Origin of the sequence: Phyllobacterium myrsinacearum (genome assembly GCF_014138285.1) — a bacterium.
Classification (GTDB): domain Bacteria; phylum Pseudomonadota; class Alphaproteobacteria; order Rhizobiales; family Rhizobiaceae; genus Phyllobacterium; species Phyllobacterium myrsinacearum_A.
This window is the reverse complement of record NZ_JACGXN010000006.1, coordinates 177,135-198,621: the sequence shown is the minus strand read 5'-3', so window position 1 is coordinate 198,621 and position 21,487 is coordinate 177,135. Positions and strand designations below refer to the sequence as shown.

The window sequence follows — 21,487 nt, the reverse complement described above, 5'->3', positions numbered from 1 at the left end:
ACGATCCCGATCGCCGGCCCAGCTTCCGGAAAGCACCGGGGTATTAGGTCGTACACTCATAAATCTGGTTGAAATGGTATGAGACCATTTCAACCAGATTTATGAGTGTACGACCTAGATTGATGGCGAGAGACGCAGCAGTGCGGCCCCGCATAAAGCAAATGGGCACCACTGAAATCTGTTCAGCGGTGCCCATTCAAATGCAATCCCCGCACCGAAGTGCTGGGAAAACAGACCAGTCTTAGTTGGCCGAAGCGAGTGTCATCGACGTGCCAGTAGCAGCGATGTTCAGGCCGATCTGACCCGTTACACTGACTGCCTGCAGGTGAACCGAACCAGCGGTACCGCCAAACAGAACGTTGGTACCAATGCCGGCGCCGAGTGTCGCCTCTGCTGTCGCACCGCGGTAAATGCCGCTCAACGAACCCTGGTGATAACCGGCCGTCGGAGCAAAGACAGCCCATACGAGCCGGCTGCGCGTTGTGAAACCAAGATCAACACCGAGCTTCTTGATCGCACCCGTGTAATGATCCGAACGTTCACGGCCGACAGTCGACCGGAAGACACAATCAACTTCCTTGGCTGAACCAAGCACGTAGCCAACGCCGCCATCGATATCGCAAGTAAGATACCCGATTCTCACGCCGTTGCGTGCATCTGGCTCCTGATAGGGCGCCTGCATATCAGCCGCAGTGGCAGCCGTTACGCCAGCAATGGCCAAAGCCGTGGTCGCGAGTGCCATAGCAAGTGTCTTCTTCATCATTCTCTCCTTCTCAAATTGTGACCGGTGCACCGCAATCGATCCTCCAGCCAACAAATTCAGCAACAGATTACAGATGTTATCGCAAAGCGATCTCAATCGATGCAACTGAAGCAGCACATGTCGAGGCGTGCCGGGAATGCGCAAGTGACAGACCGGCCCACAGTTCGCCTTATAATGGGACATTTTGAAGGCATGGCGCGAAATGTTTACACAAAATTAACAGTTTAGCCTCCGCCTCCGCGCCGCTCCATTGATAGATCGACGCCTCCACGTCGGGCGCAAAATTGTGGATTGCGTCAGCAGTAACGGACATTTCATTGACCAACAGCATTTGTGGAGGTTCAAACTACACTTTTAGATTGATCTCTCATCCGCGATTTGCAACGAAACAATTGTGTTTTCTGTTCAACCGGTTTCCCTTACATGTTCTGTTTCGGCCCGTTTCGTGGATACCAAGGCTGCTCTTTATGACCAAAAAAATGTATATTGTCGGCAATGGACCAATAAAAGAGGATCTGTCAGCCGCTATCGACAGATCTGACTTTGTTGTGAGATTCAATGAACCCAAGAGCTCCATTGGCATGTCCGGCACGAAAACAGACATCCTGTTCATGTGCAATGCGGGCAAACCGATGCAACGCCGACTGGCTGATCCAAGTTTTATCGCTTCGCCCATCGTTCGTGCTGCCAGCCAGATTGTCCTCGCCTATCATCCGTTCATTATCGAACGCTATTTTCCAAAGCCGAATATTCTGTCGCGCATCAAAGGCCGCCGTTCTGACTGGACCATGGCAACAATCAGGGCTCTGGGTGGGGTAGGCAAGACGAATATTGTTCTGCCGGAGCAATTCTATCTCGATGGCTGCCGGGAGCTTGGATTACCAGATTCCAAGATGGCGGAAGTGTTTCCAAGCACAGGTTTCTTCGGTATTTATTATATCCTCAATCACCCTGATTATGCGGGCTGGGATATATCGGTCTGCGGTTTCAGCTGGCAAGGATGGAAACGCCATGCCTGGGCGAATGAACAGGAATGGGTGAAGGACAAGGTCGATAGAAAATTGTTATCTGTTATCGACTCGTAAAAGCAAAAGTCTCTCGGAAGGAATCCAATATGACGGAACAACTCGACATCTACATAGGCTGGGATTCACGCGAACCGATAGCCTATGAAGTGGCGAAAAGTACCATACTGAAACATGCATCGATTCCTGTTGGTGTCGAACCGATCGTGCTTGAGAATCTGGTGAGCAGGAACGCCTATACGCGTGACATCGATCCGCTTGCATCCACGGAGTTCACCTACTCACGCTTTTTCACACCTTGGCTCGCCAACTACAAAGGCTGGGCGCTGTTTTGCGACTGTGATTTCCTGTTCTTCTCAGATGTGGCCGATTTACTGCAGTACCGCGACCCGCAGAAGGCCGTCTACTGCGTGAAACACGACTACACGCCAAAAGAAGGTACGAAAATGGACGGTAAAATCCAGACCAGTTATCCCCGAAAGAACTGGTCTTCGTTCATGCTTTTCAATTGTGAACATCCCTCCGTTCGCAAGCTCACGCCCGAACTTATAAACCGGGAAAGCGGTGCCTATCTTCATCGGATGCAATGGGCGGCCGATGATGAAATCGGAGAGATTCCAACGGCATGGAACTGGCTGGAAGGATGGAACGAGAAACCGGCTACCGGAACACCGAATGCTGTGCATTTCACCAATGGCGGTCCTTGGTTCAAAGATTGGCAGGACGTTGAGTATGGCGATGTCTGGCGCAAGGAAGCGCTGAAAATCGATCCGGATTTCAAACCGATCTAAGACAATCACGATTACCAGTATCCCGGCGTTTTGAATGCCGGGATACTTTTTTATCTGCTCGAATGCCGAGACTTATCGCCGCTGAATGCGCACGCTTTGATTTCAGTTTCGCCTCAGCCTCATGTAATTCTCCACTCAGCCATCTCTGCTAAAGATTCTCCATCATCCGGAAGGACTTCTCTTGTGCGGGCGGGAGCAGCCAACCGGAAAACCTGTCTGCTTAGGCAGCGATCCGGAGAAAATACGAATGCTCTTTGCACTATCCGCCCGCGATTGGTTTGTGATTCTGGCCACCATTGGCGCAAGCCTGAGTGCCCTGAAAGCTGCCTGGCACTGGCACACATCCACAGAAATATTGACCAGAGATGAAGTCGCGGGCCTGTCCGATGGGCGAAATATCATGGATGATGTGCTCGACATCGCACTCGCCCAGAGCCTGGCCAACGCCAAGGCGGCGCAAGCCGCAATCTTTGCTGCCCTGTTTGCGATCGTTGTATTCGTTACGTGTGTCTCAGGCTGATACTCTTCTGAATGAGCACTTATCCGATTGACAATCGTCGTCCCAGACGTTGCAGTCATGGCTACAGGCATAAACAATGCCCGTACTGGCCAGACCTATGGGAACCTTATGAATTTTCGACAGCTTGAAGTTCTGCGCACATTGCTTGTTACGGGCTCCACGACAGCAACGGCGCGGGCCATGGGTCTCAGTCAGTCAGGCGTGAGCCGGTTGCTGCAACAGCTGGAAAGCGATCTATCGATGCAGCTTTTTGCACGGGATAAAGGCCGGCTTATCCCGACCCCGGAAGCGGAGAAACTTGCCTATGATGCTGAGCTTGTCCTTGCAGGAATAGACCGGTTCACCAATCTTGCGCAGGATTTGCGCAGCGGCGCGGTTGGTCCGGAATCAGTCCGTATAGCCCTGCCCAACAGTCTTGCAGACCAGTTTACGCCGGATCTTTTGGCCGCATTTGACAAGGACTTTCCGCGCGTCCGTATCGAAACTTTCTTTGACACCTCGATGGCCATCACCCGTCTCATAGAGCAGCGAACCGTGGATTTTGGTTTCCTCCGCTACGAGGGGCAGCAAAGCACGGGCGTCGAACTGGAAGTGATCGTCAGCGGCCGGAAAGTATGTGTGATTCCGGCAAAACATCCTCTGGCCGCATTCGAGACAATCACGCCCAAAGATTTGCGCAATGTTCCCCTGATACTCACTGGCCGCAACCGGCCGAATCGCATGAAACTTGATGAGATTTTCCGCCGTGCCAGTGTTGCGCAAACGGTCAAGATTGAAACACACAGCAACAACTCTGCCTTCGCCTATGCAGCCCACGGTCTTGGTATTGCGATCATCAGCAGCTTCTTCGCAAATCTGACCAGAGATTCAAGAGTTGTGATACGGCCTTTCGATCCGCCACTCCGGCAGAGTTTCGGCCTTGCCAAAGCAGCCGGCATTCCTCTTTCCATCGCCGCAGAAGCCTTGAGCACCCGGATGAAGGAAATGCTTATGCGCGTGGAAGATATCAGAATATAAATCGGCCGGACGTGGTCTTTTCCCATGTGCAATGACGGTAAGGACCAGCACTTTCACGCATAACCCTATGACGTTTACTCATAATATTGCGCTCAGTTTCTACATATGCTCATAGTCTGCCCCGTAATGGCCAGATGATCGCAGGACATTCTCCCGCGATCAAAAGAGCAGAATGGGAACAACGTGATCAAATTTATACTCGGCCGAATGCTGATGGCTGTGCCCACGCTTGTCATCGTGGCAGTGGCAGTATTCACGCTTATACGCTTCATTCCGGGAGATCCTGCAGCGCTCATGCTCGGGGATCTTGCCGATCCCCAACAGATCGCCGCCTTACGTTCCACACTGGGTCTCGACCAAAGCATCCCGGTGCAGTTCATGATCTGGGTCGGGCATCTTTTCAGCGGCGATTTCGGCAAATCGATCGTTACGGGTGAACCGGTCCTGCACCTTGTTCTCTCGCGCTTTTTCATCAGTTCCCAGATCGTGGTTCTTGCTGTTCTCATCGCCAGCATCATCGCGGTTCCGGCGGGCGTTATCGCGGCATGGAAACAGAATAGCCTCACTGACCTCGCGCTCGTCGGTACGGCAACCGTTCTCCTTTCCATTCCGACATTCTGGCTCGGGCTTTTGCTACTGCTGTTCTTCGGCCTGAAGCTCGGCTGGGTACCGGTGCTCGGTTACGTCTCTGTAACAACAGACTGGAAAGCCGGACTCATCTATATGGCGCTGCCGGTTGCAACGCTTTTTATCCACGAGATGGGCGTCATCATCCGCATGGCGCGCGCATCGACCCTGGAAGTTCTTCGTCTCGATTACATCACCCACGCCCGTGCCAAGGGTTTGTCCGAACAGGCTGTTCTCTGGCGTCATGCATTCAAGAATGCCTTCGGCCCGACCTGGACGATGATCGGCCTGATCCTCGGCAATCTGCTCGGCGGCATTGCGGTTATTGAAACCGTCTTCTCCATACCTGGCCTCGGGCGTTTGCTCGTCGACAGTATTTTTCAGCGCGACTATCCCGTTATTCAGGGCTGCCTCCTGCTCGTTGCTCTTGCATATGTTCTCGTCAACCTTGTCGTTGATCTTCTCTATCCGCTCTTTGATCCGCGTGTGGTGGCAGAATGAAAAAGCTCACATTCAACGGGGTCATTGGCGGCACCATTATCGCCCTCCTCTTTATCGTCGCGGCGCTCGGCATGGTCTGGACACCGTTCGACCCGATGAAGCTGAGTTTTTCCGCCCGTCTCGCTGCACCGGGTGAACTGCATCTTCTGGGTACAGATGAGTTTGGCCGCGATGTGCTGAGCCGCCTGATGGTCGGGGCACAGGCAAGTGTCTGGATTGGCTTTGCAACGGTCTGCTTTGCCGTGGTGTTTGGCACCCTGATCGGCCTGGTCAGCGGCTATGCGCGCGGCTGGGTCGACGGCATCATCATGGCTTTCAACAACGCCCTGCTGGCATTTCCCGGCATTCTTCTTGCACTGGGCCTGCTCGCGGTTTTCGGCGCGAACCAATACGGCATCATATTTGCGCTTGGAATTGCTTACACCCCATCAATGGCACGTATTGTGCGCGGCGCAGTCTTGTCCCTGCGCGAACGGGAATTCATCGAAGCCTCGAAAGTTATGGGCAACAGTGAAATCTATACGATCTTCCGGCACGTCCTTCCCAATTGTCTCGCGCCCATCACCGTTCTCGCGACGTCGATGTTCGGCTGGGCGATCCTTTCGGAAAGTGCACTGAGCTTCCTTGGTCTCGGCGTTCCGCCACCCGCGCCCACATGGGGAAACATGCTTGCGGCCGGCCGGCCATTTATCGAACAAGCCGCATGGCTCGGCTTCTTCCCCGGTCTTTGCATTGCGCTGACACTTCTCGGGATCAATCTTCTCGGAGATGCCCTGCGTGACAAGCTCGATCCCCGCATGAGAGGTTTGAAATGAGCAATCACGGTGCACTTCTCAGCGTCCGCGGGCTGACACTTGAAGTCATCCACAATGGCGGGGCCGTCGTCAAAGATGTCAGCTTCGATGTCTCGCCCGGAGAGATCGTCGGTATCGTCGGTGAATCCGGGTCAGGCAAGACCCTCGCGACACGGTCCATCATCGGACTGATTGCACCCGGCATCCGGCATACCGGCGGCTCGATATTTTATAAGGGTCAGGACACGCTGCGAGCCGGGGATCGCATGTTGCGGCGGTTGCGCGGCGGTGAAATCGGCGTCGTCTTTCAGGAACCGATGACCTCTCTCAATCCTTCGATGACCATTGGCCGCCAGTTGGAAGAAGGGCTTATTCTCCACACCAAACAAACACCACAGGAACGCCGGACCAATATCTTGCGTATGCTCACCCGCGTCGGCCTCAAAGATCCGGCGGCTGCATTGACGGCTTACCCGCACGAGTTTTCCGGCGGCATGCGTCAGCGCATCATGCTTGCCTCCGTCATGCTTCTGAAACCGGCCCTGCTCATTGCCGACGAGCCGACTACCGCGCTTGATGCCGTCGTGCAGCGCGACGTCATGGAGCTGATGGTGGAACTGACCAAGGAACAAGGCACCGCGGTGCTCCTGATCAGCCATGATTTGCCGATGGTCGCCCGATACACAAATCGTTTTGTCGTGATGGAACGGGGTGTCGTCGTCGAGCAGGGTACGACAAAGGAAATCCTGTCAAAACCGAAACATCCCTATACGCGCAAGCTGTTGTCCTCCCTGCCCTTCCGCGGTGATGTGCGCGCCATTGACACAAGCGTGAACCCGATCGTTTCTGCGCGCAATATCGTTGTTGATTATCCCGGACGAAAGAGCCTGTTCAAGAAGGGCACTGCAAAACGCGCGCTCCATGGCATCAGCATCGATATTCATCCCGGGGAGGTCGTCGCCCTGGTTGGCGGCTCGGGCTCGGGGAAGACCACACTTGGCCGCACCATCGCAGGACTGGTTAAGGAAACGAGCGGCGAGATCCTGTTCCAGGGCAAAAGCCGTGACAGTGACTGGTTCGACTACCGCATGAACTGCCAGATGGTTTTTCAGGATCCCTATTCCTCGCTCGATCCGCGCATGACCATTATTGCTCTTGTCGAAGAGGCGCTAAGACTTATTCCCGACCTGACCGCGACCGAAAAGAAACAGCGCGCTGCCGAGACGCTCGAAGAAGTCGGTCTTGGGACGCCCTTTGCCGATCGCTATCCGCACCAGCTCTCCGGTGGTCAACGCCAGCGCGTTGCCATTGCAAGGGCGATTGCCCGCCGCCCCAAATTTCTCATCGCCGATGAACCCGTATCAGCACTCGATGTAACGGTGCGCGCGCAGGTTCTCGAACTCTTTTCAAATCTGCAGAAGCGCTATGGCTTTTCCTGTCTTTTCATCAGTCACGATCTCGGGGTCGTCGAGCAGATCGCCGACCGGGTGATTGTCATGCAGGATGGTCAGATCATTGAGCAAGGCGATCGGAACGCGATCTTTGACGCTCCGAGGGAAGCCTATACGCGCAAGCTGCTTTCGGCCATTCCCGCACTGGATCTCAACGACAATGGCGGCGTCAAACTCAAATGGCGGCTGGACGCCTGAACTTATGGAAAAAGAGTGGAACATGAAAAAGATACTTCTAGCAGGCACAATCCTGATGGCGGCCGGAGGGCTGGCTCAGGCCCGTGACATCAACATCGCGCAGAGCTCGGATATTCGCAGCAACATTCCCGGCGTCAACCGCGATGGCAACACCGACTCTGTCATATTTCATCTGGTGGAAGGATTGGTCGGCTACACGGAGAATGGCGATGTGAAACCCCTTCTCTCCCAATCAGTGAATGTGTCGGCGGACGGTCTAACCTATACGTTTCCGTTGCGTGACAATGTGAAATTCCACAACGGTGACACCCTGACAGCGGCGGATGTCGTCTGGAACTGGAACCGCTATATGGCAGAGGATACGAAATGGACCTGCCGCGCAGATTTCGATGGCAGCCGTACCGTCAAGGTGACGGGTATTGAAGCTGTCGACGCACATACTGTTGCAATGAAAATTGCATCGCCTTCTGCCGTGTTCCTCGGACTCATGGCGCGGCCGGAATGTGGTTACACAGGTATCATCAGTCCAAAATCAGTCGCTGCGGACGGAACCTTTGTCGCTCCTATTGGGACAGGACCATTCAAGTGGGATGAATGGAAGCGCGGCGAATATGTTCGTCTGGCAAAGTTTGATCAGTACGCGTCACCCCCGAACGACGGCAAACCGGACGGCATGGTTGGCTCCAAGCGGCCGCTGGTGGACGGCGTGAAATTCACTGCGGTTCCCGATGCTTCGACGGTCAAGGCAGCATTGCTGTCAGGCGCACTGGATGCTGCAGAAGTGCCCGCCGATCTCGTCCCCGAACTCAAGGACAGTAGCGCAATCCAGCTCATCATGAAGCGCAACAACGGCAAGAACCTTCTCTATATCCAGACACGCGATCCGGTCCTGAGCAAGGTCGGGGTTCGCCGCGCCATGGCAGCAGCATTGGATCTGGATGATCTGGTCGGGGCCGTTTCCAACGGCACCGGGGCCGCAAATACATCCATGGTTTCTCTGGACTCGATTTACTATTCCGACGTGCAGAAGAAGCGGATTGCAACCGATCTGGAACAGGCAAAGAAAGAGCTCGCTGATTCCGGGTACAAGGGAGAGATCATCAAGATCATTGCCAACAAGCGCGGCAATGTTCCGAGTTATCCCGTTGCCGTTGTCGCTCAGGCGATGATGCAGCAGGTTGGACTCAACGTGCAGATCGAAGTTCTGGACTACGCCACCCAGGTCGACCGCCGCCGCAGCGGCAACTATCAGGTTATTTCGCAATCGGTAACGCCCCGTCTCGACCCGGCCCTGATGTACAGTTTCTATGTGGGCAACAAGGACAAGAATGCCTCTCTCATGTGGGACAATCCCAAGGCGATTGAACTCATGGACGCCGCCTACAAGGAAACCGATCAGAGCAAGCGACAGGCCATCTTCGACCAGTTCCACGAACTCATGTTGCAGGATGTGCCGGGTATTTTTCTCTATGACCTGATGGATCTCTGGGGAGCATCAAAAAAACTGCACGGCACGCCGGTATGGCAGTCGAATGCGCGCGTTTGGGAAGTATCGCTCGACGATTAATTCGAAGGTTTGTTCGCGGGCTTTCGCACACGGACATTGAAGAACCAGAAGGAAGACATGATGACCACCAAGCAAACTGTTGCAGCCATCGCTGCAACTGTCGATCAGTTGCAGCCTGAATTTGCAGCTATGAGCGATGCCATCTGGGACTATGCAGAGCTCAGTTTTTCCGAACACCAGTCTGCACAGATGCAGATTTCCATGCTGGAAAAGCATGGTTTTCGCATCCAGCGTGAGATCGCCGATATCGAAACCGCCTTCATCGGGGAGTCAGGACACAGCAAGCCGGTCATCGCCTTTCTCGGCGAATTTGATGCTCTGGCCGGGCTAAGTCAGAAGGCGGGCATTGCCATCGAACAACCGGAGAAAGCCGGCGGTACGGGACATGGATGCGGACACAATCTGCTTGGAACCGGCTCAATGCTGGCCGCGGTCACCCTTGCGAAGTATCTGAAAGAAAACAATCTGCCAGGCACTGTGCGTTATTATGGCTGCCCCGGCGAAGAGGGCGGATCCGGCAAGACGTTCATGGCACGCGCGGGCGCCTTTAACGATGTGGATACCGCGCTGACATGGCACCCTGCCCCGTTTAATGGCGTACGGTCGACAAACAATCTGGCTGTGCTGGAAATCTATTATCGTTTCAAAGGCGTAGCGGCACACGCGTCGAACGGCGCGCATCTGGGCCGCAGTGCGCTCGACGCACTGGAACTTATGAATGTCGGCGTCAACTTCCTGCGCGAACACATGCCGCAGGATTGCCGCGTTCACTACGCCATCACAGACGCCGGCGGGAAAGCCGCCAACGTGGTTCAATCCCGCACGGAAGCGCTCTATCTCGTGCGTGCGCCGGAACTGCCGACCGCTCTTGAGCTTGCCGCCCGTGTTGATCGCATCGCCAAAGGCGCAGCAATGATGACGGACACCGAGGTTGAAATCGTATTTGATCGGGCGGCAACGAATCTTCTGCCGAACATCACGCTGGAAAGCGCGATCCACGCCAATATGGCCGAACTCGGTCCTGTTCCGTTTGATGATGCTGACGTTGCGTTTGCGCAGGCGATACAGAATACATTGACGCCGGAAGCCGTCAAAAGCAGCGTAAGGCTCTATCAGATAAAGAAGGACGTGTTCCTGAACGGCAAGGTCGACGGTTCCAGCCCGCTGCATCTCGGCTTGCGCGATTTCGAAGGCGAATCCCATTTCCGCGCGGGTTCGACCGATGTTGGTGACGTCAGCTGGATCACACCGACTGCCCAGTGTTGGGCGCCCGCATGGGCGATCGGCACCGCGCCGCATACCTGGCAAGTGGTCGCTCAGGGTAAGAGTTCCGCAGCACACAAGGCTTTTGCTCATGCAGCAAAATCCCTGGCCGCAACTGGCCTTGATCTTGTTCTCAACCCCCATCTCCTGGCGCAGGCAAAGGCCGAGTGGCTGGAAAAAACCGAAGGACGCCCGTATCAATGTCCAATTCCGGCGCATATCGGGCCAAAGATCAGTCACCCCTAGAATTCGGTGCCAATCATGATTATCTGCCGGATGCACTCAGTGACCTATTGTAACGGCCATCACATTGCTCTGGCAGTCCCAGCGCAATTGCCGTAGAGGTTCTGGCGCAACGGGGCCGTCAGAGACCTTGTTGGAGGAAAGACAATACACCGCCGACCTCGGCATAAAAGATCGTGAACAGGAATGCCTGCAGCAAACATAGCCGCCGAAGCGCCCGGAACCATTGCGACTCTTCTGAGCTTTGGTCTGGTCGGCTTTGGATCTCTCGCACTCCTTGAGAAGTTTATCCCGGTCATTCCATCCTATGTTCTCTTCATGCTTCTGGGGATGACGGTGCCCGATGGCAGCGGATTGGGCCTGGCCATTCTCGTCACCACGATCGGGTCTGCCGCCGGTGCATTGGGCTGGTTTTCTCTTGGATGGCTGCTCGGGCCACAAAGAGCGGCCAGGATCGTCGAACGCTATGGCAAGTACGTGTTCCTGAAGCCTTCTTTCTACGAGAAGATGACAAACTCGTATCGCAACAACCATTTCTGGGTAACGCTGACAGGGCAGGTGATCCCCACAGTCCGGATCTACCTCGCCTTGCCCGCCGGGGTTCTGCGGCTGGATCCGCGCTCGTTCACCGTAGCAACGGCCGTTGGCACGTTTCTATGGAACACGCCGTTTCTCTGCCTTGGCTATGCATTGCGCGGAACACCCTACAACCCGGTTCATGTCGGGTTCTGGGCATCCGTCATCCTGTTCATTGCAGAGGGCTCGATTATTCTGTTTTTCAGCCTGCGCAGAAAACGCCACGCCAGTCAGAGTTAAGTATTTCTCTGCTGCCGATGCCACTTTGACTGCAGGATGAACCAAAGATCGGGCATGATGCCCAGCGACCGTTCTATACGGACCGCGATATCAAGCGTGATGGGATGCTGTCCGCCGATGATGGCATCGATAGTCTCCATCGGGATTTCGGCGACCCGGGCGAACGTCTCCCGTGAGAGGCCATGTGATCCGATACAGGCAGCCAGATGCTCGCCGGGGTGTACGGCCCAATGTGGGTTCCATTGATCTGCTGTGGAGTGCATGTCCTATCACCGATTCAGTTTTTCTTCGGTCGCTGATTCCTAGCAGCAGCTCATGTCAGGTCCATGTAGAAAAGGTGGCCTCAAAGTGGCGGCCTGTTAACAAATGTTTCGACACCAGTGCATCTGAATCCGCGGTACCGCCAGCGAAATATGTGCACAGATTTTGAGCAAAACCATAAATGCTCAAAATACCATCTTGACGCCAACTCAAAAATGCCATCGACTGAACCAATACCTCCATTGGTCCGGACCAATACATGGCGATCAACCAGTCACAGGAAAACTCGAACTACGCACTCAACAGGTTGCGCCGCCTTTTGGTGTCCGGAGAATTCGGAACAAACGACAAACTGCCCACAGAACGGGCCTTGTCGGAAACACTTGGCGTCAGCCGCCGCTCTGTACGACGGGCGCTGGAGGTTCTGGAAGCTGAGGGCCAGATTTGGCGACGCCAAGGCCACGGGACGTTTGCCGGCCCCGAACCCGATGGCTGGGGAGAGCATGTCGATACGATAATCGCCGGTACGAACTTCATGGAAATCATGGAGGTCCGGTTAAGGATAGAACCGCAACTGGCACAACTCGCAGCCATGCGGGCCAAAGCATCTGAAATTGCCCGCATGCGCGAACTCGCACTGAAGTCACGCGAAAGTCAGGACGCCGACTCGCATGAACTGTGGGATGGATCATTGCACCGGCAAATTGCTCAGAGTGCCGGCAACCAGTTTTTTCTGACCATTTTTGATGTCATCAACCGGGTGCGCCAGAACGAGGCCTGGCAGATCAACCGCGAGCGTGCGCGCAGCGGCAACAATGCAGGATCAACATCCTACGTCCATCATTCAGCCATCATTGACGCCATCGAAGCCCGCGACCCGCTAAGGGCGGGTGAAGCCATGCGCCAGCATCTGCTGATGCTGCAGGAATGGCTGATCCGTCTGACATCACTGGACGGCATTGAAAAGGAACAATCCGGCGAAGCACCTTAAATACCGACCACCGCCATGATCAGGACCGGAGCATAACCGGCCATCAAAACGGAACAACCAAGCGGATTTGACCGCTCTGACGAAAAGAGGAGAACTTCAATGAACAAGGCAAGACTTCTTGCATCCCTATTCGCTGGCATTCTTATAGCCAGCCCGGCAGTCGCAAGCGAATTGCGCATCGGCCTTCAGGACGATGCCGATGTGCTCGACCCCGCACAGTCCCGAACCTTTGTCGGCCGAATAGTCTACACCGCATTATGCGACAAGCTTGTGGACGTCAGTCCGAAGCTCGAGATCGTACCGCAACTGGCGACGGACTGGAAATGGTCGGATGACGGTTCCGAATTGACCATGAACCTGCGCAAGGGCGTGGTTTTCCACGATGAGACGCCATTCAACGCTGCGGCTGTTGTTGCCAATATCCAGCGGTCGCAAACCTTGCCGGAGTCGCGCCGCAAGAGCGAACTCGCTTCCGTGAAGAGCATCGAGGCAACGGGCGATTATCAGGTCAAGTTCACCCTCAAAAGCCCCGACGCATCCCTGCTTGCCCAGTTGTCTGATCGCAGCGGCATGATGGTTTCGCCAAAGGCCGCTGCAGAACTCGGTGCAAATCTTGGCAGCAAACCGGTGTGTTCCGGCCCATTCAAGTTCGTCGAGCGCGTCCAGCAGGATCGCATCGTGCTGGAAAAATTCCCGCACTACTGGAATGCGGCCAACATATTCATCGACAAGGTCACGTTCCTGCCCATCCCGGATTCGACGGTTCGTCTCGCCAATCTGCAATCCGGAGATCTTGATATGCTGGAGCGGCTTGCGGCGACGGATGCTGCAGCGGTGAAAGCGGATTCAAACCTGACATATGCCGACGCAATCGGCGTCGGTTACATGGCCTTGTACACGAACGTTGCCAATGGTGCGCGTGCTGATAATCCATTCGGCAAGGACAAGCGGCTGCGTCAGGCCTTCTCTCTGGCCATTGACCGGGAAGCAGTCAACCAGGTCGTCTACGAGGGCACATCGGTTGCCGGTAACCAGCCTTTCCCGCCGAGCAGCCCATGGTACGACAAGGATATTCCCGTCCCGGCCCGTGACGTGGAGAAAGCCAAAGCCCTGATGAAAGAGGCAGGTTTTGAGACACTGGATATCGATCTGCAGATCGCGAACAACCCCGTTCAGATGCAGATGATGCAGATTATCCAGTCGATGGTTGCGGAAGCCGGATTCAACGTCAAACTGCGGACGACGGAGTTTGCAACGCTGCTGTCCGAACAGACAGCCGGCAACTATCAGCTTGGCCGCTCCGACTGGTCAGGACGCGTTGATCCGGATGGCAATCTGCACCAGTTCGTCACCTGCAAGGGCGGCATCAACGACACCAAATACTGCAATCCGGAAGTGGACAAACTTCTCAACGACGCCCGCAGTTCCACCGATAACGCTGTGCGCAAGCAGAAATACGATGCAGCGGCGCAGATTCTCAATGACGATCTGCCGATCATCTATCTTGGTCATCAGGCGTGGATCTGGGCACTGAAGAAGAATGTGACGGGCTTTGTCCCCTCTCCTGATGGCATGATCCGTCTGCAGGGTGTCAAGAAGAGCTAACGAAACCGCAACCGGCAAGGCTGCAGGCAACTGCAGTTTTGCCGTCAAGTGACGCGTCAGGATTTTCAGGTCATGTATACTTACATCGGAAAGCGGCTTTTGCTGGCCATACCGACACTGATCATCATATCGATCTTTGCATTTTCGCTGCAGAAGCTGCTGCCGGGCGATCCGATTCTGGCCATGGCAGGAGAAGAACGCGATCCGCAGGTGCTTGAGTTCCTGCGGGACAAATACCGGTTGAATGACCCTGTCATCGTCCAGTATTTCTACTGGATCGGTTCCGTCCTCAGGGGTGATTTCGGCATATCGTTGCGGACCAATCAGCCTGTGCTTTCCCTCATCGCCGAAAAACTGCCCGTAACCATTCAACTGGCCGTCATGGCCATGACGTTCGCCTTCGCTATCGGGGTCCCCATTGGAATAGTGGCGGCGGTCAAGAAGAATACGGTCGTTGACTATATTGCCAATATCGTCGCGCTCTCCGGCCTGTCCGTACCGAATTTCTGGATGGGCATCATGCTCATCCTGCTTGTGTCGGTGAAACTCGGCTGGCTTCCCGCATCCGGCTACGAGCCGTTCTTTCGTGATCCAATACGATCATTGCAAACCATGATCATGCCGGCCTTCGTTCTCGGATTGGCGCTGGCAGCAACCCTGATGCGCCACACAAGATCGTCCATGCTGACCGTACTGGGCGCCGACTACATCCGCACGGCCCGCGCCAAGGGTGTTTCCGAAAGATCCGTCATTCTACGTCACACTTTTCGCAATGCCCTTCTTCCCATCATCACGATGACGGCGTTGCTTTTTGGCGAGCTGCTGGCGGGCGCCGTGCTGACGGAGCAGATTTTCACCATTCCCGGCTTCGGCAAACTGATCGTCGATGCGGTTTTCAACCGTGACTATGCTGTGGTTCAGGGTGTTGTCCTTTGTACCGGAGCAGGCTTCATTCTGATGAACCTCGTCGCTGATGTGCTCTCCATCCTGCTCAACCCGAGAATGAGGGCTGCGCTATGACAATGCCGCAAACCATGCCAATAGCCCCGCGGCAGAGCCGCTCAAATAATCGCGCATGGAGAAAGCTGAAGGCAAACAAGAGTGCCCTCGCCGGACTTCTCATCATCAGCTTCTTTCTGATCCTTGCCATCTCGGCACCCCTGCTGCCAATCGCCGATCCGGTCGCCACAAGCTGGTCCGCCATTCGCAAGGCGCCCTCCGCCGCGCATTGGCTGGGAACCGACGATATCGGCCGGGACATTCTTTCCCGTATGATCTGGGGCGCCCGTGCTTCGCTGATGGCCGGTGTATTCTCGGTCGGTATCGCTGTTGCCGTTGGCGTGCCGCTCGGACTGATATCCGGTTACTTCGGCGGCTGGATCGACGTCATCATTTCGCGCATTACCGAGGCATTTCTCGCCATGCCATTCCTGATTACGGCCATTGCCCTCGCCGCCTTTCTCGGGCCAAGCCTGGGCAATGCGATGATTGCGATCGGCTTTTCCGCCATGCCGCTTTTCGTGCGGCTGACCCGTGGACAGGTCCTGACCGTAAAGACAGAAGACTATGTGGAGGGCGCACGCTCCGTCGGGCTAGGACACTACAGGATCATAACCCGATATATCCTGCCCAATGTTTTCTCGCCGCTTCTCGTTCAGGCCAGCCTGACAATCGCAACCGCAATCATAGCGGAGGCCAGTCTTTCCTTCCTTGGGCTCGGGCAACAGCCTCCAGCGCCAAGTTGGGGATCAATGCTCAATGTAGCCAAGAACTTCCTCTCCCAGGCGCCATGGATGGCCATGTGGCCGGGCGCTGCAATTTTCCTCGTTGTTATCGGTTTCAATCTCCTCGGCGACGGCCTGCGCGATGCTCTCGATCCGCGCGAAGCATAAATCTGAAAGGACACTTCAATGAACGGTTTTACCACCCGGCCCGAAATTCTTGGAACCTTTGGCGTCGTCGCGTCCACCCATTGGATCGCCACTGCTGTTGGCATGAGCATTCTGGAAAAAGGCGGCAACGCGTTTGACGCAGCCGTTGCGACAGGTATGGTTCTGCAAGTGGTGGAACCGCACCTGAACGGCGCAGGCGGCGATATGCCTGCAATCTTCTATTCAAAGAAGAACAACAAGGTGGAGGTCATTTGTGCGCAGGGACCGGCACCGGCGGGCGCGACAATCGACCATTACAAGGGCGAAGGTCTGGACCTGATCCCCGGAGATGGTCTTCTGGCCACTGTGATCCCCGGCGCATTTGACGGCTGGATGCTGATGCTGCGCGACTACGGCACGATGTCTGTGCGGGACGTGCTCGAACCTGCAATCTATTATGCGGAAAATGGTCACCCTGTTCTGCCGCGCGTCGCCGCGACCATCCGTGATTTGGGAGAATTTTTCCGCAAGGAATGGCCAACATCCTTCGCAACGTGGCTGCCGGGTGGGGCAGCACCCGAGCCACATTCCAATTTCAGGAATCCCGTCCTTGCGTCGACCTGGAAGCGTATCATCGCCGAAGCCGAAAGCAGGAAGGGTCGCGAAAATCAGATCGAAGCGGCACGCGATGCGTTTTATCGCGGCTTTGTTGCCGAGAATATTGCCGGCTATCTGCAAAGCGCCGAAGTCATGGACGCCAGCGGCAATCGTCACAAGGGCGTCCTGACCGCCGACGATATGGCGAACTGGCATGCAACGATCGAAACGCCGCAAACCTACGAGTACCACGGCTGGACCGTCGCCAAGACAGGACCGTGGGGTCAAGGTCCTGCCCTGCTGCAATCGCTAGCCCTGCTGAAGGGATTTGACATTGCTGCAATGGACCCCAGCGGCGCAGAGTTCGTTCATACGGTTGTGGAGGCCATGAAACTCGCCTACGCGGATCGCGAGGTGTATTACGGCGATCCCCATCATTCCGACGTGCCGATAGGCCATCTCCTGTCGGATGCATACACGAACGAGCGCCGCAAGCTGATCACGGGAGAAGCGTCCCGTGAGCTTCGACCGGGCAAGATACCGGGCTTTGAAGCGCAATATGATTTGACGATGCACATGTTGAGGGGCATGGGCGGCGGCGTTGTTTATGAGCCGACCATGGCGCACCTTTCGGAAAAGCGCGGCGATACAGTTCATATCGACGTGATCGATCGCGAAGGCAATCTGGTATCGGTCACCCCATCCGGCGGCTGGCTGCAATCCTCGCCCATCATTCCCGGACTTGGCTTTTGCCTCAATTCGCGCGCGCAGATGTTCTGGTTGCAGGAAGGCTTGCCGACATCGCTGGCTCCGGGCAAGCGCCCGCGCACAACCCTTACCCCCACGATCGCCCTTTTCGAAGGACGGCCAACCATGGCCTTCGGCACACCCGGCGGCGATCAACAGGACCAATGGCAACTGCCATTCTTCCTGCGTCATGTCCATCACGGCCTCAACCTGCAGGAAGCAATCGACCAGCCGCTGTTCCACACGGCGCATTTCCCAAGCTCCTTTTATCCCCGGACAAGCGAACTCGGAAATATCACCGTCGAGACCAGCATCGGGACAGCTGTATTGAACGCACTGGAGCAAAGAGGCCATCTGGTCACGCGGACAGATCCTTGGACCGTAGGGCGTCTGACCGCGGCAAAACGCGAACAAAGCGGACTGTTACGGGCAGCGGCGACGCCGCGCCTGATGCAAGCCTACGCGATAGGGCGCTGACGCGATGAGAGCCAACCCGTCCATTACAACTCAACCAGATCGGATCGCCGGGATCGTCGGCCCGGTTCTTTCCGTGGACGGGCTCACCACGTCCTTCCTCGTTGACGGCGTCTGGAAAAGCGTGGTGCGCAACGTCTCCTTCGAGGTCATGCCCGGCGAGACTGTCGCGATTGTCGGGGAATCCGGCTCCGGAAAGAGCGTTACCTCGCTTTCCATCATGCGTCTGCTGGCAAAGGCAACCAGCCGTATCGAGGGCAGCGTTATCCTCAACGGGCAGAACCTTCTGTCACTGTCCGACAGACAGATGCGCGATATCCGTGGCAATGACGTCGCCATGATCTTTCAGGAGCCGATGACCAGCCTCAATCCGATTTTCACTATCGGGCGGCAGATATCCGAGGCCTTGACCTGTCACAGCACCATGTCACAGCCAGAAGCACGCGCCGAAACGATACGCCTACTGGAGAAAGTGCGCATTCCCAACGCGGCGGCGCGTTTCGACGAATACCCGCACCAGTTCTCCGGCGGGATGCGCCAACGTGTCATGATCGCAATGGCCTTGGCTAGTCGTCCGAAACTCCTCATTGCCGATGAACCGACGACGGCCCTCGACGTCACAATTCAGGGACAGATTCTCGATCTGATCAAGGTCCTGCAGGAAGAGGAAGGCATGGCCGTCCTCTTCATCACCCACGACATGGGTGTGGTTGCCGAAGTCTCGGATCGAACCATCGTGATGTATCGGGGAGAGGCAGTCGAGAGCGGCCCCACCGCTGATATTTTCCATCGTGGCCAGCATCCCTATACGCGGGCGCTACTCGCTGCCGTACCCAGATTGGGCTCCATGCAGGGACGGAACTGGCCTTTGCGGTTCCCTATTGTCGATATCAAGACCGGGGAAACCACCATTCCGATTGAAGTGGCGGATACGGTCGACAAGCGCAAAACGCCAATCCTCGAAGTCAGGAACCTGACCACCCGTTTCGATATTCGTACAGGGCTCTTCTCGCGCAAGACGGGCGCTATTCATGCGGTCGAGAACGTATCATTTGATCTGTTTCAGGGAGAGACGCTGTCGCTCGTTGGTGAATCCGGCTGCGGAAAATCCACCACCGGTCGATCCATCACCCGTCTCGTACAACCCAACAGCGGCGAAGTTCTACTGGACGGATACAATGTCCTCAACCTTGATCCGATCGCCCTGCGCAATATGCGCAAGAGCATCCAGATGATCTTTCAGGACCCGTTTGCCAGTCTCAACCCGCGCATGAGTATCGATGCGACCATTGCAGAACCTTTCATCGCGCATCGGCTGGGCACCCAGAAGCAGGCCCGCGAGAAAGCCGTGGATCTGCTGGAGCGGGTTGGCCTGTCCGCCGACATGTTCTCGCGCTATCCGCACGAGTTTTCCGGCGGACAACGCCAGCGCATCGCCATTGCCCGTGCGCTTTCCCTTGATCCGAAGGTTATTGTTGCTGACGAGTCCGTTTCCGCACTCGACGTGTCGATCAAGGCGCAAGTGGTCAACCTCCTCCTTGATCTCCAACAGAATTTCAACCTGTCGTTTCTGTTTATTTCGCACGACATGGCCGTCGTCGAACGGGTAAGCCACCGCGTGGCCGTTATGTATCTCGGTGAAATCGTCGAGATCGGACCGCGCGCAGCTGTCTTCAACAACCCGCAACATGCCTATACGAAGACGCTGATGGACGCCGTTCCCATACCTGATCCGGCGCGGCGGGCTATCAAACGAAACACTGTCACTACTGAGTTGAAAAGCCCGGTCCGCCCGGTCGACTACGAAATACCACAACGCGCCTATCTGGAGGTGACGAAAGGGCACTTTGTTCAACAGTAACGGGAATGCCTGATCTCAGCATTTCAATGGTTCGATATTCCCGTTTGCTGCATGAAACGTACAATGACTGAAACGATCTCTGCATCCCGGGCATGAAAGCCGAATGAGCTCGGCATTCTCTCGCCAAGCCCATCCGCTAGTATCATTTGGTCACTTTACTGACTGCTGCGGAAAGCTGCCCGGCGCCCGGACGGAGTAGAATCAGCAAAATCACAGCCAGAAAGCTCAAGGCAGAAAGTACGTAGAAGCCTGCATCACCATTTCCGGTCAAATTATCAATGTAGGCTTTGATCTGGGGGGACGCGAAGCTGCCGAGATTTCCCAATGCAACAATAAATGCAATCCCGCTCGCTGCTCCTATTCCACCGAGATACCGGGTTGGCAGGCTCCAAAAAACGGGTTGAGATGCCGCAAGGCCGGATACCGCCACGCAGGCTGCAATGACCATTATAACTGGATTCATTGTCAAACCGACTACGCCCAACGCTATGGTGCCGCTTGTTATCATGCAAATGCATACCAGACGGTGATTATCACGGCGGTCCGCAAAGACCGTGAAGAAGCGGGTTGCAATCAACGCACATAGCCAAGGTAACGCCAAAAGAAGCCCGACACTCACATCAACACCATTGCCGATGGCTGCTCCCAGCCGGGCGGGAAAATAAAACGTGAGAGGACCAACACCTATCTGGATAAACAGATAAATTCCAACAAACGTTAAAACACGCCAGTCTCTCAAGACCCCAAGTGCAGTATGACGAACTGTGTCCAGTTTCCCCAGCTCCTCCAACTCAATCGTGTTGGTCAGCGCGTGTTTCTCTTCGTCAGTCAGCCAACTTGCCTGGCTGGGTTTGCTCGTCAGGAAAAACAGAGCCACAACACCAACCACAGTGGCTGCCAGGCCCTCCACGGCAAACATCCATTGCCAGTTTGTCAAACCCAGCACATTGTGATGGGTAAGAAGCCAGCCGGATAATGGACTTCCGATAACGAGTGAAAAGGGAACGCCCAGATAGAACAGACCTGTAGCTCGCGCCCGCTGTTTTGCCGGGAACCAGTAGGTGAGATACAGAAGTACACCCGGGTAGAAACCAGCTTCGCATACTCCCAGTAAAAATCGGATGATATAGTAAGTCATAGCGTCATGCGCGAAGACCATGCAAGCCGACACAATCCCCCACGTTATCATTATCCGCCCCAGCCAGAACCTGGCTCCTACGCGCTGGAGTATAAGGTTGCTTGGCACTTCGAAGGCGGCATATCCAATATAAAGAATGCCGGCCCCAAACGCGTAGGCAGCGTCTGAAATGCCCGTATCGGCCTGAAAAGCATTCTTTGCAAAGCCGACATTAGCCCGGTCCAGAAAGTTCAAAACCAACATTAATCCAAGAAATGGCAACAGTCTCCATGTTGCCTTTTTTACAGCTGAATCCGCAGCGGCACTATTGATCATTAGTCTCCTCCAGTTCTCCCCAACAAAGGAATTAAATTCAGATGACTCATA

The 21,487-nt window shown here is 55.4% G+C and carries 19 protein-coding genes; 16 read left to right on the top strand and 3 right to left on the bottom strand.

The genetic code is table 11. The features are described 5' to 3' along the window. Positions 1-241 precede the first annotated feature (241 nt). Positions 242-760 carry a DUF992 domain-containing protein gene (locus tag FHW16_RS18495; RefSeq protein WP_182550746.1) on the bottom strand — a complete coding sequence of 173 codons (519 nt, stop codon included), beginning with the start codon at positions 758-760 and terminating at the stop codon, positions 242-244. Between the two features lie 470 nt (positions 761-1,230). On the opposite strand from FHW16_RS18495, the gene FHW16_RS18490 reads away from it, so the two are divergent. From FHW16_RS18490 to FHW16_RS18445, 10 genes are all read left to right on the top strand, one after another. Further along, positions 1,231-1,848 (top strand): hypothetical protein, encoded by a 618-nt coding sequence (locus FHW16_RS18490; RefSeq protein ID WP_182550745.1) that lies wholly within the window; start codon positions 1,231-1,233, stop codon positions 1,846-1,848. A 29-nt stretch (positions 1,849-1,877) separates the two neighbouring features. After that, complete coding sequence (locus tag FHW16_RS18485) at positions 1,878-2,579, top strand: glycosyltransferase (protein WP_182550744.1); 702 nt, start codon at positions 1,878-1,880, stop codon at positions 2,577-2,579. A gap of 247 nt (positions 2,580-2,826) precedes the next feature. Then, the gene (locus FHW16_RS18480) at positions 2,827-3,099 is read left to right on the top strand and encodes a hypothetical protein (RefSeq protein ID WP_182550743.1); all 273 of its coding nucleotides are present in this window, start codon (positions 2,827-2,829) and stop codon (positions 3,097-3,099) included. A 108-nt stretch (positions 3,100-3,207) separates the two neighbouring features. Continuing rightward, positions 3,208-4,116 carry a LysR family transcriptional regulator gene (locus tag FHW16_RS18475; RefSeq protein WP_182550742.1) on the top strand — a complete coding sequence of 303 codons (909 nt, stop codon included), beginning with the start codon at positions 3,208-3,210 and terminating at the stop codon, positions 4,114-4,116. Positions 4,117-4,299: 183 nt separating this feature from the next. Then, a complete protein-coding gene (locus FHW16_RS18470) occupies positions 4,300-5,244 on the top strand; it encodes an ABC transporter permease subunit (RefSeq protein ID WP_182550741.1) in 945 nt (314 codons plus the stop codon). Continuing rightward, the gene (locus tag FHW16_RS18465) at positions 5,241-6,059 is read left to right on the top strand and encodes an ABC transporter permease (RefSeq protein WP_182550740.1); all 819 of its coding nucleotides are present in this window, start codon (positions 5,241-5,243) and stop codon (positions 6,057-6,059) included. The genes FHW16_RS18470 and FHW16_RS18465 overlap by 4 nt, the downstream gene beginning before the upstream one ends. Next, complete coding sequence (locus tag FHW16_RS18460) at positions 6,056-7,687, top strand: ABC transporter ATP-binding protein (RefSeq protein ID WP_182550739.1); 1,632 nt, start codon at positions 6,056-6,058, stop codon at positions 7,685-7,687. Before FHW16_RS18465 ends, FHW16_RS18460 begins: the two co-directional genes overlap by 4 nt. A 22-nt stretch (positions 7,688-7,709) precedes the next feature. Beyond that, positions 7,710-9,254 carry an ABC transporter substrate-binding protein gene (locus tag FHW16_RS18455; RefSeq protein WP_182550738.1) on the top strand — a complete coding sequence of 515 codons (1,545 nt, stop codon included), beginning with the start codon at positions 7,710-7,712 and terminating at the stop codon, positions 9,252-9,254. A gap of 57 nt (positions 9,255-9,311) precedes the next feature. After that, on the top strand, positions 9,312-10,763 hold the full coding sequence (locus tag FHW16_RS18450) for a M20 family metallopeptidase (protein ID WP_432652052.1): 1,452 nt from the start codon (positions 9,312-9,314) through the stop codon (positions 10,761-10,763). 183 nt (positions 10,764-10,946) lie between these two features. After that, entirely contained in the window at positions 10,947-11,576 is a 630-nt protein-coding gene (locus tag FHW16_RS18445) for a DedA family protein (RefSeq protein WP_182550736.1), read from the top strand. Here the strand turns inward: FHW16_RS18445 and FHW16_RS18440 are convergent. Next, on the bottom strand, positions 11,573-11,839 hold the full coding sequence (locus FHW16_RS18440) for a helix-turn-helix transcriptional regulator (protein WP_182550735.1): 267 nt from the start codon (positions 11,837-11,839) through the stop codon (positions 11,573-11,575). The two genes, FHW16_RS18445 and FHW16_RS18440, sit on opposite strands and share 4 nt — an antisense overlap. A gap of 257 nt (positions 11,840-12,096) precedes the next feature. On the opposite strand from FHW16_RS18440, the gene FHW16_RS18435 reads away from it, so the two are divergent. From FHW16_RS18435 to FHW16_RS18410, 6 genes are all read left to right on the top strand, one after another. Continuing rightward, positions 12,097-12,828: a FadR/GntR family transcriptional regulator gene (locus tag FHW16_RS18435; RefSeq protein ID WP_182550734.1), complete on the top strand. Its 732-nt coding sequence runs from the start codon at positions 12,097-12,099 to the stop codon at positions 12,826-12,828. 99 nt (positions 12,829-12,927) lie between these two features. Next, positions 12,928-14,433: an ABC transporter substrate-binding protein gene (locus tag FHW16_RS18430; protein ID WP_182550733.1), complete on the top strand. Its 1,506-nt coding sequence runs from the start codon at positions 12,928-12,930 to the stop codon at positions 14,431-14,433. A gap of 72 nt (positions 14,434-14,505) precedes the next feature. Then, positions 14,506-15,453: an ABC transporter permease gene (locus FHW16_RS18425; protein WP_182550732.1), complete on the top strand. Its 948-nt coding sequence runs from the start codon at positions 14,506-14,508 to the stop codon at positions 15,451-15,453. Continuing rightward, positions 15,450-16,325, top strand: coding sequence for an ABC transporter permease (locus tag FHW16_RS18420; RefSeq protein ID WP_182550731.1), 876 nt, complete (start codon positions 15,450-15,452; stop codon positions 16,323-16,325). The genes FHW16_RS18425 and FHW16_RS18420 overlap by 4 nt, the downstream gene beginning before the upstream one ends. Before the next feature lie 18 nt (positions 16,326-16,343). Then, positions 16,344-18,125: a gamma-glutamyltransferase family protein gene (locus FHW16_RS18415; protein WP_182550730.1), complete on the top strand. Its 1,782-nt coding sequence runs from the start codon at positions 16,344-16,346 to the stop codon at positions 18,123-18,125. 4 nt (positions 18,126-18,129) lie between these two features. Continuing rightward, entirely contained in the window at positions 18,130-19,983 is a 1,854-nt protein-coding gene (locus FHW16_RS18410) for an ABC transporter ATP-binding protein (protein ID WP_182550729.1), read from the top strand. A gap of 142 nt (positions 19,984-20,125) precedes the next feature. Here the strand turns inward: FHW16_RS18410 and FHW16_RS18405 are convergent, their stop codons facing one another. Further along, positions 20,126-21,436 (bottom strand): MFS transporter, encoded by a 1,311-nt coding sequence (locus tag FHW16_RS18405; RefSeq protein WP_182550728.1) that lies wholly within the window; start codon positions 21,434-21,436, stop codon positions 20,126-20,128. Between the last annotated feature and the right edge of the window lie 51 nt (positions 21,437-21,487).

Excerpts from the sequence above, each read along its gene's own strand:
- FHW16_RS18495 (WP_182550746.1), bottom strand. The coding sequence starts at position 760 with ATGAAGAAGACACTTGCTATGGCACTCGCGACCACGGCTTTGGCCATT.
- FHW16_RS18490 (WP_182550745.1), top strand. The coding sequence starts at position 1,231 with ATGACCAAAAAAATGTATATTGTCGGCAATGGACCAATAAAAGAGGAT.
- FHW16_RS18485 (WP_182550744.1), top strand. The coding sequence starts at position 1,878 with ATGACGGAACAACTCGACATCTACATAGGCTGGGATTCACGCGAACCG.
- FHW16_RS18480 (WP_182550743.1), top strand. The coding sequence starts at position 2,827 with ATGCTCTTTGCACTATCCGCCCGCGATTGGTTTGTGATTCTGGCCACC.
- FHW16_RS18475 (WP_182550742.1), top strand. The coding sequence starts at position 3,208 with ATGAATTTTCGACAGCTTGAAGTTCTGCGCACATTGCTTGTTACGGGC.
- FHW16_RS18465 (WP_182550740.1), top strand. The coding sequence starts at position 5,241 with ATGAAAAAGCTCACATTCAACGGGGTCATTGGCGGCACCATTATCGCC.
- FHW16_RS18460 (WP_182550739.1), top strand. The coding sequence starts at position 6,056 with ATGAGCAATCACGGTGCACTTCTCAGCGTCCGCGGGCTGACACTTGAA.
- FHW16_RS18455 (WP_182550738.1), top strand. The coding sequence starts at position 7,710 with ATGAAAAAGATACTTCTAGCAGGCACAATCCTGATGGCGGCCGGAGGG.
- FHW16_RS18450 (WP_432652052.1), top strand. The coding sequence starts at position 9,312 with ATGATGACCACCAAGCAAACTGTTGCAGCCATCGCTGCAACTGTCGAT.
- FHW16_RS18445 (WP_182550736.1), top strand. The coding sequence starts at position 10,947 with ATGCCTGCAGCAAACATAGCCGCCGAAGCGCCCGGAACCATTGCGACT.
- FHW16_RS18440 (WP_182550735.1), bottom strand. The coding sequence starts at position 11,839 with ATGCACTCCACAGCAGATCAATGGAACCCACATTGGGCCGTACACCCC.
- FHW16_RS18435 (WP_182550734.1), top strand. The coding sequence starts at position 12,097 with ATGGCGATCAACCAGTCACAGGAAAACTCGAACTACGCACTCAACAGG.
- FHW16_RS18430 (WP_182550733.1), top strand. The coding sequence starts at position 12,928 with ATGAACAAGGCAAGACTTCTTGCATCCCTATTCGCTGGCATTCTTATA.
- FHW16_RS18425 (WP_182550732.1), top strand. The coding sequence starts at position 14,506 with ATGTATACTTACATCGGAAAGCGGCTTTTGCTGGCCATACCGACACTG.
- FHW16_RS18420 (WP_182550731.1), top strand. The coding sequence starts at position 15,450 with ATGACAATGCCGCAAACCATGCCAATAGCCCCGCGGCAGAGCCGCTCA.
- FHW16_RS18415 (WP_182550730.1), top strand. The coding sequence starts at position 16,344 with ATGAACGGTTTTACCACCCGGCCCGAAATTCTTGGAACCTTTGGCGTC.
- FHW16_RS18410 (WP_182550729.1), top strand. The coding sequence starts at position 18,130 with ATGAGAGCCAACCCGTCCATTACAACTCAACCAGATCGGATCGCCGGG.
- FHW16_RS18405 (WP_182550728.1), bottom strand. The coding sequence starts at position 21,436 with ATGATCAATAGTGCCGCTGCGGATTCAGCTGTAAAAAAGGCAACATGG.